Source organism: Streptomyces sp. SUK 48, from assembly GCF_009650765.1.
Lineage (GTDB): Bacteria > Actinomycetota > Actinomycetes > Streptomycetales > Streptomycetaceae > Streptomyces.
The window spans coordinates 2,618,945-2,633,149 of record NZ_CP045740.1; the positions used below are offsets into that span (position 1 = coordinate 2,618,945).

General features: G+C 70.8%; 10 protein-coding genes and 1 pseudogene. 8 read left to right on the top strand and 3 right to left on the bottom strand.

Going from position 1 to position 14,205, the window contains the following annotated elements; translation table 11 throughout:
• Positions 1 to 214: 214 nt before the first annotated feature.
• Positions 215 to 409, bottom strand: a complete 195-nt coding sequence (locus GHR20_RS10945) for a hypothetical protein (RefSeq protein ID WP_148025284.1) — start codon at positions 407 to 409, stop codon at positions 215 to 217.
• A gap of 582 nt (positions 410 to 991) precedes the next feature.
• Between GHR20_RS10945 and GHR20_RS10950 the strand changes: the two genes are divergently transcribed.
• From GHR20_RS10950 to GHR20_RS10985, 8 genes and pseudogenes are all read left to right on the top strand, one after another.
• Entirely contained in the window at positions 992 to 5,176 is a 4,185-nt protein-coding gene (locus GHR20_RS10950; RefSeq protein ID WP_194858860.1) for a nitrate- and nitrite sensing domain-containing protein, read from the top strand.
• Positions 5,177 to 5,185: 9 nt separating this feature from the next.
• A pseudogene (locus GHR20_RS10955) lies at positions 5,186 to 5,598 on the top strand (roadblock/LC7 domain-containing protein).
• 111 nt (positions 5,599 to 5,709) lie between these two features.
• On the top strand, positions 5,710 to 6,108 hold the full coding sequence (locus tag GHR20_RS10960) for a DUF742 domain-containing protein (protein ID WP_037654659.1): 399 nt from the start codon (positions 5,710 to 5,712) through the stop codon (positions 6,106 to 6,108).
• Positions 6,089 to 6,664 (top strand): ATP/GTP-binding protein, encoded by a 576-nt coding sequence (locus tag GHR20_RS10965; RefSeq protein WP_085566720.1) that lies wholly within the window; start codon positions 6,089 to 6,091, stop codon positions 6,662 to 6,664. The genes GHR20_RS10960 and GHR20_RS10965 overlap by 20 nt, the downstream gene beginning before the upstream one ends.
• 406 nt (positions 6,665 to 7,070) lie before the next feature.
• The gene (locus GHR20_RS10970) at positions 7,071 to 10,313 is read left to right on the top strand and encodes a nitrate- and nitrite sensing domain-containing protein (RefSeq protein ID WP_194858861.1); all 3,243 of its coding nucleotides are present in this window, start codon (positions 7,071 to 7,073) and stop codon (positions 10,311 to 10,313) included.
• Between the two features lie 10 nt (positions 10,314 to 10,323).
• Positions 10,324 to 10,737 (top strand): roadblock/LC7 domain-containing protein, encoded by a 414-nt coding sequence (locus GHR20_RS10975; RefSeq protein ID WP_030948713.1) that lies wholly within the window; start codon positions 10,324 to 10,326, stop codon positions 10,735 to 10,737.
• A 94-nt stretch (positions 10,738 to 10,831) separates the two neighbouring features.
• Complete coding sequence (locus tag GHR20_RS10980) at positions 10,832 to 11,413, top strand: DUF742 domain-containing protein (protein ID WP_111587312.1); 582 nt, start codon at positions 10,832 to 10,834, stop codon at positions 11,411 to 11,413.
• The gene (locus GHR20_RS10985) at positions 11,394 to 11,984 is read left to right on the top strand and encodes an ATP/GTP-binding protein (RefSeq protein ID WP_071387349.1); all 591 of its coding nucleotides are present in this window, start codon (positions 11,394 to 11,396) and stop codon (positions 11,982 to 11,984) included. Before GHR20_RS10980 ends, GHR20_RS10985 begins: the two co-directional genes overlap by 20 nt.
• Before the next feature lie 120 nt (positions 11,985 to 12,104).
• Here GHR20_RS10985 and GHR20_RS10990 read toward each other — a convergent pair whose 3' ends face one another.
• Positions 12,105 to 12,299 carry an acyl-CoA carboxylase subunit epsilon gene (locus GHR20_RS10990; RefSeq protein WP_111587140.1) on the bottom strand — a complete coding sequence of 65 codons (195 nt, stop codon included), beginning with the start codon at positions 12,297 to 12,299 and terminating at the stop codon, positions 12,105 to 12,107.
• Positions 12,300 to 12,334: 35 nt separating this feature from the next.
• A complete protein-coding gene (locus GHR20_RS10995; protein ID WP_148025286.1) occupies positions 12,335 to 13,930 on the bottom strand; it encodes an acyl-CoA carboxylase subunit beta in 1,596 nt (531 codons plus the stop codon).
• Positions 13,931 to 14,205: the final 275 nt, after the last annotated feature.

Here is a 14,205-nt window from a genome sequence, read left to right on the forward strand (position 1 = left end):
GCGGTGATGCTGTCAGCCCGGGTCGGACGCCGGGGAGCGGGAAGGCTACGGCACCCACCGTCGCCGTAGCCGATAAACGCCGCGGCGCGAATGCGCCGGAAAAGGTGAGCGACCCGTCGCGGGGGCCGCCGAAAAGACGAGCGCGGCCCGGAAGATCATCGCCGTCGGGTGATCTTCCGGGCCGCGCCCCGGGGTACCGCGGCCGCTTCGGCGGTCACTCGGCGGCGACGGCCACCGCGGCCTCGGGGAGGTCCATCAGGATGGTGCGCCGGGGGTTGGCCGTCTGGGCGGGGAGTTCGACGGACTGCTCCGGCAGCGCGGGCGTCTGCAGCTCGCCGGCGTCGTCGAGGTGCGCCAGGGTCGTGCGTCGCGGGTTGGCTATGTTGCGGAACATCATCGTCGTCTTCACGGTTGTACGCGTCCTAGTCCTGTGTCGGCGGGTGACAGTGCGGGGTGACAGATACGTCCCTCATGTAAAGCGTCAGGCTAAACATCCGATTCCCTGACCAACTCGCCAACCAGCCCTGATGGTTATGTGATTTTGCTCACCAACGTGGGGACATACAGGTCAATTCCGGCCTACAACCCGCCCTAACGAAACGGACATTGAGGGCGGGAAGCCCCCATTCCGCTGCCGATCATGGCGACTGGGACACGTGCCACCGGGCGGCAACTCGCAGGGATACGTCCGTTATGGATGAGATCTACTTCCACGACTGGTGACCCGACATGCACACCCTGTCACGGTTGTCACAGCTCGGCACGCGGCCCTTGTTGGAGATCCGCCACTGTGCTGGAATTCCACGGACCGCCGCAGGATCGACCCGGCGCGCAGGGGCGCAACGCAGCGCCGAGTGGCGGCGAGACAAGGGGGAACCTGCGCCGGTCACTCAAGACCACCGGGGGGCGTTTTCAGGGCGCCTTCCACGACGCCGACACCGTGTTCGTCCGCTCGCGCGGAGGGACGCCTGGTCCAGAGGTTGCGACGCTAGTGCAGGGACGTTTCAAGAGGGATGGCAGCGCTTCGGCGGAGCCGGAGCCGCACGACGGGACTGGCCCCATGAAGGGCAGCGCCTCTCCCCAGCACGCCCAGAACCCGGGCCCGACCCCGCCCGGTGAGGGCCCCGACCGCGCACGCCCCGGCGCGTCGGCCGCCTCCTCCAAGGGCGCCTCCCCCAAGGGCTCCGCCTCCGGCAAGAAGTCCGGCTCCGGCAAGGGCTCTGGCAAGGGCTCCGGCAAGTCCGCGGGCGGCGCGTCGGCCGCGAAGCCCGCCCCGGCCGCGAAGCCGGCGTCGGTGCCGGCCAGCTCCGGCTCCCGCATGGCGCTGCGCAACTGGCGCATCTCCACCCGTCTGGTCTCGCTGCTCGCGCTCCCCGTGGTCGCGGCGACCTCGCTGGGCGCCCTGCGCATCAACGAGAACCTGAACGACATCCAGCAGCTCGACAACATGAAGCTGCTGACGGACATGACCAAGCAGGCCACCGAGCTGGCCGCCGCGCTCCAGGAGGAGCGCGACCAGTCCGCCGGTCCCATGTCGCACGGGCTCAGCGCGAGCGACTACACGGTCAAGGGCTACCAGCAGAAGACCGACCGGGCCCGCGCCAACTTCCTCGACGCCTCCGAGCAGATCGACGAGGCCAGCAAGGACGGCCAGCTCCAGGGCGTGCGCGACGCGCTCGTCGGCCTCGCCAACCAGCTGGACGACCTGGCGAAGATCCGCCGGTCCGCCTACGAGTCCACGGGCAACTCGACCCAGACCATCGAGTCGTACCACCGGCTGATCACCCAGCTGATCGACCTGTCCCAGGACATGGCCGAGGCGTCCAGCAACCCCGAGATGATCTCGCGCACCCGCGCCCTGGCGGCGTTCTCCACCGCCAAGGAGTACGCGTCGGTGCAGCGCGCGACCATCGCCGCGGCGCTGCCCTCGACCACCACCAGCAAGGCCGACCTCTCGGAGAACGACCGCCTGTACGGCGAGTCGGCGTACGAGAGCGAGAACTCCGAGCTGGCGATCTTCCGCAAGATCTACGCGAGTCAGAACGCGGAGGAGCTGCTCAAGCCGATCGACGGTGGCAACAACCCGACGATCGAGTCCGCGGACACCTACGCCAAGCGCGCCTTCGCGCAGCGCGGCGGCCTGTCCGACCTGCCCCCGCGCTCCTACCGCGACTGGGTGGACGACAGCTCGACCAAGATCGAGCAGATGAAGAAGATCGAGCACACGCTGCTCGAGGACATGGAGCAGAAGGCGCGCGAGCTCAAGAGCGCCACCCAGCGCGACGCCATCATCTCCGGTGTGCTGATCCTGCTGGTGCTCGGTGTCTCGCTGGTCGGCGCGTTCGTCGTGGCCCGCTCCATGATCCGCTCGCTGCGCCGGCTCCAGGAGACCGCCACCACGGTCGCCCAGGAACGCCTGCCCGAGCTGGTCAAGCACCTCTCGGAGTCCGACCCGCAGGACGTGGACACCTCCGTCGAGTCGGTCGGTGTGCACTCCCGGGACGAGATCGGCCAGGTGGCCGCGGCCTTCGACGACGTGCACCGCGAGGCGGTCCGCCTCGCCGCCGAGCAGGCCCTGCTGCGGGGCAACGTCAACGCGATGTTCACCAACCTCTCGCGCCGCTCCCAGGGTCTGATCCAGCGCCAGCTGTCGCTCATCTCCGAACTGGAGTCCCGCGAGGCCGACCCGGACCAGCTCTCCTCGCTGTTCAAGCTGGACCACCTCGCCACCCGTATGCGCCGTAACGGCGAGAACCTCCTCGTCCTCGCCGGTGAGGAGCCGGGCCGCCGCTGGACCCGTCCGGTGCCGCTGGTCGACGTGCTCCGCGCCGCCGCCTCCGAGGTGGAGCAGTACGAGCGCATCGAGCTGGCCTCCGTGCCGACGACCGAGGTCGCCGGCCGGGTCGTCAACGACCTCGTGCACCTGCTCGCCGAGCTGCTGGAGAACGCCACCTCGTTCTCCTCCCCGCAGACCAAGGTCAAGGTCACCGGTCACGCGCTGCCCGACGGGCGAGTGCTGATCGAGATCCACGACACCGGCATCGGCCTCTCCCCCGAGGACCTCGCAGCGATCAACGAGCGGCTCGCCTCGCCGCCCACCGTGGACGTCTCCGTCTCCCGCCGCATGGGTCTGTTCGTGGTCGGCCGGCTCTCGCAGCGGCACGGCATCCGCATCCAGCTGCGCCCCTCCGACTCCGGTGGCACGACCGCGCTGGTCATGCTGCCCGTGGACGTCGCCCAGGGCGGCAAGAAGGCTCCCGGCAAGGCCGGCGGCCCCGGCGCGGTCGGCGGTCCGGCCGCCGCGCAGGCCGCCGCCGGTGCGGCCGCGGCCCGCCGCGGTGGCGCGGGCGCCCCGGGCAACGGCGGTGGTCTGCTCGGCTCCGGCGGCAGCGGTACCCGCGGCCAGGTCGGCGCCGGCCAGGGTCCCCGGGCCGCGCTGCCCGGCACCGGCCAGGGCGGCCGTCCCGGCGCGCCCGGTGGTGCCCCCGGTGGCGCTCCGGGCGGCGCGCGCGGTCCGCAGCGCGGCGGTGCCCCCGGCTTCGGCGCCCAGGCGCCGAACGCCCCGCAGAACCTCCAGGCCGCCAACCCGGCCGTGCCGCAGGGCCTCCAGGCCGCCAACCCGGCCGGTCCCCAGCAGGACCTGTTCGGCGGCCGCGGCACTCAGCGCGGCCCCGGCGGCGGCGACCAGGGCCGCCAGCCCCAGCTGCCGCCGCGCGGCGGTCCGCGGGCCGAGCTGCCCGGTGGCGACTCCCGGCGCGGCCAGGACTGGAACGACGGCCGGGCCTCCCTCGACACCCCGCGCGGCCACGACGAGCAGGACCCGTCGGGCACCGCGCAGATGCCGGCGATCGACGACCGGCAGGGTCCGGGCTCGACCGCGCAGATGCCGCGGATCGATCCGCACGGCCCCGTGCCCACGGGCGACTTCGGCCGTCCCGAGCTGCCCGGCTCCCAGGGCGCGGGCCAGTACGGCCGTCCGGAACTCCCGCAGCAGACCGGCCAGTTCGCCCGGCCCGACACCACGGGCCAGTACCAGCGCCCGGACGCCGGCCAGCACACCGGACCGTTCCAGCGGCCCGAATCCCCGCAGGACACCGGCCAGTTCGCCCGGCCGGACACCACGGGCCAGTACCAGCGCCCGGACGCCGGCCAGCACACCGGACCGTTCCAGCGGCCGGAAGCGCCGCAGCACACCGGGCAGTTCCCGCAGGTGGACGCCAACCAGCACACCGGGCAGTTCCCGGGGGCCGATCAGCACACGGGCCAGTTCCCGCAGGCGGAACTCCCGCAGCAGACCGGTCAGTTCCAGCGCCCCGACGCGGGCCAGTACCCGCACCCCGACGCCGCTCAGCAGACCGGCCAGTTCCCGCGGCCGGACGCGGCGCAGCAGCCGGGGCGGTACGAGGCCCCGGCCGGTCAGCAGGACGACAACGCGTTCGTGCGCCCGGACGTCTTCGGGACGCCGGCCCGCCCGGAGCAGCCCGTCCAGGAGACCGGCCGGTACGCGGCCCCGGGTGCCTACGACAACAGCGGCACCGGTCAGCACGCGCTGCCCGGCCGTGCCGACCCGGCACACACCGGGCAGTTCGAGCGCCCGCAGCCGCCCGCCCGGGACGACTTCGGCGCCCCGCGCCCGCCGGCCCCGCAGCAGGCGCCGGTGCACCAGGAGCGCCCGGTGCGCGAGCCGGAGGCGCTGCCGCCGGCCAGCGGTCCCGGTGACGGCCGTACCCCGCTGTTCGACACGCTGGAGACCAACTGGTTCCACGGCGCGGCCGGCCAGCAGCAGGGCCAGGAACAGGGTCAGGAACAGGGTCAGCAGCAGGGCGCGCCCGCCGAGCAGCAGCAGGCCGCGCAGCCCGAGGCGGCCCCCGCCACCGGCTCCTGGCGCGCCTCGCCGAACGACGAACTCGTACGGCAGGCGGAGCGGGTGCGCCAGCCCGCCGCGGGTGGTATCACCACGTCCGGTCTGCCGCGCCGGGTGCCCCGGGCGAACCTCGTGCCGGGCACGGCTCAGCAGCAACAGCACCAAACCGGTCCGCAGGTCTCCCGTGCGCCCGACGACGTACGCGGCCGGCTGACCAATCTCCGTCGGGGCATCGCCCAGGGTCGTCAGGCCGGTACCGGTACCGGTCAGACGGGCAGCTACCCGAGCCCCACTCACCAGCAGGAGCGTTAGTTGAGTCCGATGAGCCAGGCGGCACAGAACCTGAACTGGTTGATCACCAACTTCGTGGACAACACCCCGGGGTGTCCCACACGGTGGTGGTCTCCGCCGACGGCCTGCTGCTGGCGATGTCCGAGGGCTTCCCGCGGGACCGCGCCGACCAGTTGGCGGCCGTCGCCTCCGGTCTGACCTCGCTGACGGCCGGGGCCTCCCGGATCTTCGAGGGCGGCACCGTGGCCCAGACGGTGGTGGAGATGGAGCGGGGGTTCCTCTTCCTGATGTCGATCTCGGACGGGTCTTCCCTCGCGGTACTGGCCCACCCCGAGTGCGACATCGGCCTGGTCGGCTACGAGATGGCACTGCTCGTCGACCGCGCGGGGGCGGTCCTCACCCCGGACCTGCGCGCCGAACTACAGGGCAGTCTGCTTCACTGACCGGCCCCGGCACCACCCAGCTCACGAAAACACCGTCCGGCCGCCACAAACCCCCCACCGGCCCCGTCAGACGGCTTGACTGACCGACTTGCTGTCCCGCCCGGAGGATCCATGACCCCGCCCACCGCCCATCACGATCCGTACGCGGAACCGTACGGGGACGAGGGCGACCAGCCGCTGGTGCGGCCCTACGCCATGACCGGCGGCCGGACCCGGCCGCGTTACCAGCTCGCCATCGAGGCGCTGATCAGCACCACGGCCGACCCCGCCGCGCTCATGGGGCTGCTTCCCGAGCACCAGCGGATCTGCCACCTGTGCCGTGAGGTCAAGTCGGTGGCCGAGGTCTCCGCACTGCTGAACATGCCGCTGGGCGTGGCCCGAATCCTGGTCGCCGACCTGGCCGAGGCCGGCCTGGTCGCCATCCACCAGCCGGGCGGGGACGAGAACAACGGCGGCGCTCCGGACGTGACGCTGCTCGAAAGGGTGCTCAGTGGACTTCGCAAGCTCTGACGCGGGACGGGCCACCACCTCGGCGAAGATCGTGGTGGCGGGCGGCTTCGGCGTGGGCAAGACCACGTTCGTCGGCGCCGTCTCGGAGATCAACCCGCTGCGCACCGAGGCCGTGATGACCTCGGCCTCGGCCGGCATCGACGACCTCACGCACACCGGGGACAAGACCACCACCACGGTGGCCATGGACTTCGGCCGTATCACCCTGGACCAGGACCTCATCCTGTACCTCTTCGGTACGCCGGGTCAGGACCGCTTCTGGTTCATGTGGGACGACCTGGTGCGCGGCGCCATCGGCGCCGTCGTCCTCGTCGACACCCGCAGGCTCGCCGACTGCTTCCCGGCCGTCGACTACTTCGAGAACAGCGGCCTGCCCTTCGTCATCGCCCTCAACGGCTTCGACGGCCACCAGCCGTACACGCCGGACGAGGTGCGCGAGGCGCTCCAGATCGGGCCCGACACCCCGATCATCACCACCGACGCCCGGCACCGCGCCGACGCGAAGAGCGCGCTGATCACGCTGGTCGAGCACGCGCTGATGGCGCGGCTGCGGTGACCGGACCCGGTCGCCGCTCGCGGTAGCACTCAAGTGCGACGCCCCGTACGGCAGTTGCCGTACGGGGGTGCGCGGGGCCGACTGTGGCCTTTGACACGGTCGGCCGCGGTGTTCATAACAGTTCGGGAGAGGAATCGCCCGAGTCCACCACGCGACGCGGTCACCCGATGCCGCTGCGCGCACGATTGCCCCGCCTTTTGGCGGGGCTCGCTCTTTATGACCGTTTTATCTCTCGTTTACAGCCGAACCGGCACAGGTTTTCCACTGTTTGGAAGTGCGCTGGTCCACGTGCTGGAATGCCTGAACTGCCCCATGGTCCCTGACGTACTGCGTCGTCGTCGGCCGAGCGGGCTCTGAGAGACTGCGGCACGACGTAGGTGCCGACCGCCGAGAGGTTGTTGGTCGAGTGAGGCGAAGCAAGAACGGTCCCGAGCCGTCGGCACGGGGCAACTTCACCCCGCCGCCGCGCGCCGCGGCGCCCGCGCTGGTGCCGGACGCGGAGCCGGCGGACACTCCCGCGTCGGGCGGCGGCCGTTTCTCCCCGCGCAACTGGCGGGTGCCCACCAGACTGAACGCCATCCTGCTCATACCCGCGGCCGTCGGCCTGGTCATGGGCGGCTTCCAGGTGAACAGCTCCATCGACACCTGGCAGCAGGCCCGTGACGCCGAGAACACCGCCCGGCTGGTGCGCGCGGCCCTCGTCTACGCGGACGCCGTGGAGAACGAGCGCGACATCACCGCCGCGCCGCTCCTGCTGAACAAGAAGGACAGCAAGAGCAAGGCGACGATCGAGAACGCGCGCAGGAACACCGACGAGGCCGCCGCCGGTTTCACCGAGGCGACGAAGAGCATGCCGCACACGCCCGGTCTGGAGCGTCGGCTGAAGCTGTTCCGCAAGGCCGAGCCCGAGATCCAGGTCCTGCGCAAGACCGCCTACACCTCCAAGCTCACCGGCGTGCAGACCGAGGAGGCGTACGTCGAGGTCGCCCACCCCCTGATGGAGTTCGCCAACGAGCTCGGTCTGGGCACCGGCAACATCACGTCGTACGGCCGTACCGTCTACGCCATGTCGCTGACCAAGGCGGCGCTGTCGCTGGAGCGGTCCATCGGCACGCATCTGCTGGTCAAGCCGGGTCCGGACGCGCCGAACCTGTCCACCCAGCGGGTCTCCCTGTCCTCGTACGCCTACCTCGAACGCATCGCCATCGAGGAGTACCAGGGCGGTGGCACCGCGCAGGACTCGCAGGTGCTGGCCGACGCGCAGAAGAAGGTCGCGGCGGACGCCAAGGCCGAGGCCGCGCAGGCCAAGGAGGACGACCCGAACTACGTGCCGCCGCCGAGCAACCCGAACACCATGGTCGCGGCGCTGGCCACCATGAAGGACACCAGCCCGGCCACCCGTGACGCGCTCGCCGCGAACGGGGTCAGCGCGCAGAACTGGTACGCGGTCAACACGCTCAAGTACAAGGCGTACCGCACGATCGAGTCGAACATGGCCGACAAGGCCGTGAACGAGGCGTCCGGCATCGCCGACGACGCCCGTACCTCCGCGATCATCACCGGCACCATCGTGGTCATCGCCCTGCTGCTCGCCTTCCTGCTGGCCGGCGCGGTCGCGCGGCAGATGAGCCGCTCGATGCGCCAGCTGCGCAACGCGGCCTTCGGCATCGCCGAGCAGCGCCTGCCGATGCTGGTCGACCAGCTCTCGCGCACCGACCCCGGCCGGGTCGACACCCGGGTCGCGCCGATCCCGATCCACACCAAGGACGAGATCGGCGAGGTCGCCCGCGCCTTCGACCAGGTGCACCGCGAGGCGATCCGGCTCGCCTCCGAGCAGGCCCTGCTGCGGGGCAACATCAACGCGATCTTCACCAACCTGTCGCAGCGCAACCAGTCGCTGATCGAGGGCCAGTTGACCCTGATCACCGACCTGGAGAACAACGAGGCGGACCCGGACCAGCTGGAGAACCTCTTCAAGCTGGACCACCTGGCCACCCGTATGCGCCGCAACGGCGAGAACCTCCTGGTCCTCGCCGGCGAGGAGCCCGGCCGCCGCTGGGACCAGCCGGTCCCGCTGGTCGACGTGCTGCGCGCCGCCTCCTCCGAGGTGGAGCAGTACGAGCGCATCGAGCTGTCCGGTGTCCCGGACGCGGAGATCCACGGCCGCGCGGTCACCGACCTCGTGCACCTGCTGGCCGAGCTGCTGGAGAACGCCACCACGTTCTCCTCGCCGCAGACCAAGGTCAAGGTCACCGCGACCCGGCTGCCCGACGGCCGCGTCATGGTCGAGATCCACGACAAGGGCATCGGTCTGACCGCCGAGGACTTCGCGGACATCAACCACAAGCTGGCCAACCCGCCGACCGTGGACGCGGCGATCTCCCAGCGCATGGGCCTGTTCGTGGTCGGCCGGCTGTCCGACCGGCACGGCATCCGGGTCCAGCTGCGCCCCTCGGGCGAGCAGGCCGGCACCACCTCGCTGGTCATGCTGCCGGACGCGATCACGCACGGCGGTGGCGGCGACACCGCGCTGGACCGCGAGGAGTTCACGGTCTCGCAGATCATCCCGGAGCAGCAGTTCCGGGCGGAGCACCCGGAGGCGCAGCCGCTGCGCACGGCCGCCGAACTGGGCTTCGACGACAGCCAGTACACCGAGGTCCCCGACGACATCCGCGAACTGGACCCGGTCGGCCGCTCGTTGCTGCGCGAGGGGCGCCGTGCCGCCCTGGAGGCGCAGACCCACGGCCAGCCGCAGCCGGCCGAACCGCGCCAGGACACCGGCGAGACGTACGCACAGCCGCTGTTCGACGGGCAGCAGCAGCACACCGGCTACCCCGCGCAGCCGCAGCAGCCGTACGAGGAGACTCCGTACCAGGAGCAGCCGTACCAGGAGCAGGCGTACCAGGAGCCGTACACGGAGACGCCGTCCGCGTCCTACGAGCGGTCGTACGACGGGCAGTACTACCCGCAGAACGGTGAGCCGGCGGGCACGCAGGGCTACCCGGCGAACGGCGGCTACCCGCAGAACGGCTATGCGGAGCCCGCCTACCAGGGCGACTGGCAGCAGCAGGGCGCCTATCAGAACGGCTACCCGGCCCATTACGCTCCGGAAACGGAATCCGCGCCGGCCGACACGGGAGAGCAGAACCGCGTAGGCTTCGACAGTCCCGGAGCGGGCGTTCCCGGCGCGCACGGGCTGACCGGCGCCGGGCTGCCCCGCCGGGGTTCCGTCCCGAACGGTTTCGACGGCGCGGCCCCCGCGCAGCAGGAGACGCCGGCTGCCGCACCGGAGCACCACGGTGACGGCGCGGAGCATCCGGCGAACGACGGCGGCAAAGACGACGACTGGCGTTCGGCGAACGACGAGCGCTGGCAGCAGGCTTCCCAGCTGCGCAAGCCCAAGGCAGGCGGGGTCACCGCCTCCGGGCTGCCGCGGCGGGTGCCCAAGGCCAACCTGGTCGAGGGCAGCGCCGAGTCCACCCCCCAGGGAGGCCCCCAGGTCTCCCGCGCCCCGGAGGACGTCCGGGGCAGGCTGAGCAACCTGCGCCGAGGCGTCCAGCGCGGACGCACCGCAGGCAGTGAAACGAACGGCCAGGCCACTGGGAATCAGCACAGTGGTCCTGACAGCACCTACAACCAGGAGCGTTAGTGTGAGCCCGATGAGCCAGGCGGCACAGAACCTGAACTGGTTGATCACCAACTTCGTGGACAACACCCCGGGGGTGTCCCACACGGTGGTGGTCTCCGCCGACGGACTCCTTCTGGCGATGTCCGAAGGCTTCCCCCGTGACCGCGCCGACCAGCTCGCCGCCGTCGCCTCCGGTCTGACCTCGCTGACCGCCGGTGCCTCGCGCATTTTCGAGGGCGGCAGCGTCAACCAGACGGTTGTGGAGATGGAGCGGGGATTCCTCTTCCTCATGTCCATCTCGGACGGATCGTCCCTCGCGGTGCTGGCCCACCCGGAAGCGGACATCGGCCTCATCGGGTACGAGATGGCCCTGCTGGTGGACCGCGCGGGCACGGTCCTCACCCCGGATCTCCGCGCGGAGCTCCAGGGAAGCCTTCTCAACTAGTAATCGGACGGTGCGTATTCGTGTCCCGGGGCCTTAAGGTTTCGGGACGCGGCTCCACACGGATGGGTGCCCGACGCAGTCGGAGGAGGAGAAAGTGGCAACACCCCCAGGAGGTTCGCCCTCGGGCAACTGGTCGTACGGCCCTGCCCAGGGCCACGGCGACGGCTCGGCGAACCCGTACGACTTCCCCTCCGCCCCGCAGCACCGGCGTCCGTACGCCCCCTCGCCGTACGACCGGCCCCAGGGTCCCGGCCCCTCGCCGTACGACCAGCCGCCGGCCCCGCGCATCCAGCCGGTGCAGCCGCAGCGCCGCGCCGAGCCGGCGCCCGCGGCGAACAACCCCCTGGTGCGTCCGTACGCCATGACCGGCGGCCGGACCCGCCCGCGCTACCAGCTCGCCATCGAGGCGCTGGTGCACACCACCGCTGCTCCGCACCAGATGCAGGGCCAACTGCCCGAGCATCAGCGGATCTGCAATCTCTGCCGGGAGATCAAGTCGGTGGCCGAGGTCTCGGCCCTGCTGACGATCCCCCTCGGCGTGGCCAGGATCCTCGTCGCCGACTTGGCGGAGGCGGGCCTGGTCGCCATCCATCAGCCCGGCGGCGACGAGAACGCCGGTGGCCAGCCAGACGTGACACTGCTCGAAAGGGTGCTCAGTGGACTTCGCAAGCTCTAGCGGAGGGCCGGTTTCTCAGAGTCGCTCCACCACCTCGGCGAAGATCGTGGTGGCGGGCGGCTTCGGCGTGGGCAAGACCACGTTCGTCGGCGCCGTCTCGGAGATCAACCCGCTGCGCACCGAGGCCGTGATGACGTCCGCTTCGGCCGGCATCGACGACCTCACCCACACCGGAGACAAGACCACCACCACGGTGGCCATGGACTTCGGCCGTATCACCCTCGACCAGGACCTCATCCTGTACCTCTTCGGTACGCCGGGTCAGGACCGCTTCTGGTTCATGTGGGACGACCTCGTCCGCGGCGCCATCGGCGCCGTCGTTCTCGTCGACACCCGGCGGCTCGCCGACTGCTTCCCGGCTGTCGACTACTTCGAGAACAGCGGTCTGCCCTTCGTCATCGCCCTCAACGGCTTCGACGGCAATCAGCCGTACAACCCGGAAGAGGTGCGCGAGGCGCTGCAGATCGGCCCGGACACCCCGATCATCACGACGGACGCGCGGCATCGGGCCGACGCCAAGTCGACGCTCATCACGCTGGTCGAGCACGCGCTGATGGCCCGTCTGCGGTAGTCCGGATCGCGGCTTGTCGGGCTGCCCCGGATGGCTGTACGCCGTCCGCGGGCAGCTCTTTGCTCGGCACAAAAGGCAGGGCCCCTCCGAAGAGGGGCCCTGCCTTCATGTCTTCTTCGCTCAGCCGTGCCAGCTGTGCGGGGCGCGGAAGCCCGGCTCGCGGTCCAGGCGGCGCCAGCCGGCCTTGGGGTGCGGGCGGTGGTGGCTCGGCTCGGCGGGGCGGGCGGCGGCGCGGGCGAGGAGGACGGCCGTGATGGCGGCGACCTCTTCGGGGTCGGCGTGGCCCTTCTCGACGCGGATGTCGGCAGTGCTCATGGGTGTCAGTCTCCGTAAGAGAGATGTCCGCTCGGTTACTGCGGGGGGTTGCCGTGCTTGCGGGAGGGGAGGTCGGCGTGCTTGGTCTGGAGCATCGCCAGCGACTTCACCAGCACCTCGCGGGTCTCGGCCGGGTCGATGACGTCGTCGACCAGACCGCGCTCGGCGGCGTAATAGGGGTGCATCAGCTCGGACTTGTACTCCTTGACCATGCGGGCTCGCATGGCCTCGGGGTCCTCGGCCTCCGCGATCTGGCGGCGGAAGATGACGTTGGCCGCGCCCTCCGCGCCCATCACGGCGATCTCGTTGGTGGGCCAGGCGTAGGTGAGGTCGGCGCCGATCGACTGGGAGTCCATGACGATGTAGGCACCTCCATACGCCTTGCGCAGGATCAGCGAGATCCGCGGCACGGTGGCGTTGCAGTAGGCGTACAGCAGCTTCGCGCCGTGCCGGATGATCCCGCCGTGCTCCTGGTCGACGCCGGGGAGGAACCCGGGCACGTCCAGGAAGGTCACGATCGGAACATTGAAAGCGTCACACATCTGGACAAAGCGCGCAGCTTTTTCACTCGCCTCGATGTCCAGGACGCCGGCGAGGACCTGCGGCTGGTTGGCGACGATGCCGACCACCTGGCCGTCGATGCGGGCGAGGGCGCAGATGATGTTGCGCGCCCAGCGCTCGTGGACCTCCAGGAACTCACCGTCGTCGACGATCTCCTCGATGACCTTGGTCATGTCGTACGGCCGGTTGCCGTCGGCGGGGACCAGGTCGAGCAGGACGTCCGAGCGGCGGTCGGCCGGGTCGGAGCACTCCGTGCGCGGCGGGTTCTCGCGGTTGTTCTGCGGCAGCAGCGACAGGAGGTAGCGCACCTCGGCGAGGCAGGTCTCCTCGTCGTCGTACGCGAAGTGGCAGACACCGCTCGTCTCGGCGTGCACGTCCGCGCCGCCGAGGCCGTTCTGGGTGATCTCCTCGCCCGTCACGGCCTTGACCACGTCCGGGCCCGTGATGAACATCTGCGAGGTCTCGCGGACCATGAAGACGAAGTCCGTGAGGGCCGGCGAGTACGCCGCGCCGCCCGCGCACGGGCCCAGCATCACGGAGATCTGCGGGATGACGCCCGACGCCTTCGTGTTGCGCTGGAAGATGCCGCCGTACCCGGCGAGCGCGCTGACGCCCTCCTGGATGCGGGCGCCCGCGCCGTCGTTCAGGGAGACCAGGGGCGCGCCGGCCGCGATGGCCATGTCCATGATCTTGTGGATCTTGGTGGCGTGGGCCTCGCCCAGCGCGCCGCCGAAGATGCGGAAGTCATGGGCGTACACGAAGACCGTACGGCCCTCGACCGTGCCCCAGCCGGTGATGACACCGTCGGTGTAGGGCTTCTTGGCCTCGAGGCCGAAGCCGGTGGCCCGGTGCCGGCGCAGCTGCTCGACCTCCTGGAAGGAACCCGGGTCCAGGAGCAGCTCGATCCGCTCCCGCGCCGTCAGCTTGCCCTTGGCGTGCTGCGCCGTGGTCGCCTTCTCGCTGGGGCCGGCCACGGCCTGCGCACGGATGTCGTGCAGTTCGGCGACCCGTCCGCGCGCGTCCGTCGGCTCGCCGGTCGGCTCACCCGTCGTCTCTTCCAAAACGGTCATGTAGCGACCTTACGAAGGACACCAAGGAAAGCGAGCCGTCGACTCCGTACAGTCTCACGCCCGTTTTCCTGGTACGAGTGAACAGAACCACAGCGAAGTGCAGCCGTTCCGACTGCTCAGAGGCGCCTTGCGTTGTGGGAACACCACAACGGCAGCACCGGGGAAGCATCCCGCATTCGTGGGAACGGGCATGCCATCCCTGGAGTGACGGCACCCCTCGGACGGCCCTCGGCCGCGACCCGGCCCCCACCGTATGCGCATCTCCCGGCCGACGC